The sequence below is a fragment of the Faecalibacterium sp. DFI.5.82 genome (assembly GCF_029076575.1).
Taxonomy (GTDB): domain Bacteria; phylum Bacillota; class Clostridia; order Oscillospirales; family Ruminococcaceae; genus Faecalibacterium; species Faecalibacterium duncaniae.
In genome coordinates, this window is sequence record NZ_JARFIS010000647.1 from 1 (window position 1) to 305 (window position 305).

Below are 305 nucleotides of genomic sequence, written 5' to 3' on the forward strand. Positions count from 1 at the left end.
GAGACTGGAGCAAAAATGTTCCATGTGGATCTTTGCGCTGACCGGGGACCAGCTGGACCAGCTGGATGCCTTTGCGCAGATCTTGGTGGACTACATCCAGAAGGTCAATCTGACCGCCATTACCGACCCGGTGGGCATTGAGGACAAGCACTTCCTCGACAGCCTGCTGTTTGCCAGCCATCCCGAGGTAGCAGGGAAGATGGTGGACGTGGGTGCCGGTGCCGGATTCCCAGGCATCGTGACAAAGATCTACAAGCCCGAGCTGGAGCTGACCCTGATTGAGCCCACCGGCAAGCGGGTGGAGT

1 protein-coding gene is annotated in these 305 nt (G+C 58.7%); it reads left to right on the forward strand.

Annotation, left to right across the window (positions count from 1 at the left end):
- On the forward strand, positions 1-305 hold a 305-nt coding region (locus P0G09_RS18260; protein ID WP_275253375.1), incomplete at both ends, for an RsmG family class I SAM-dependent methyltransferase.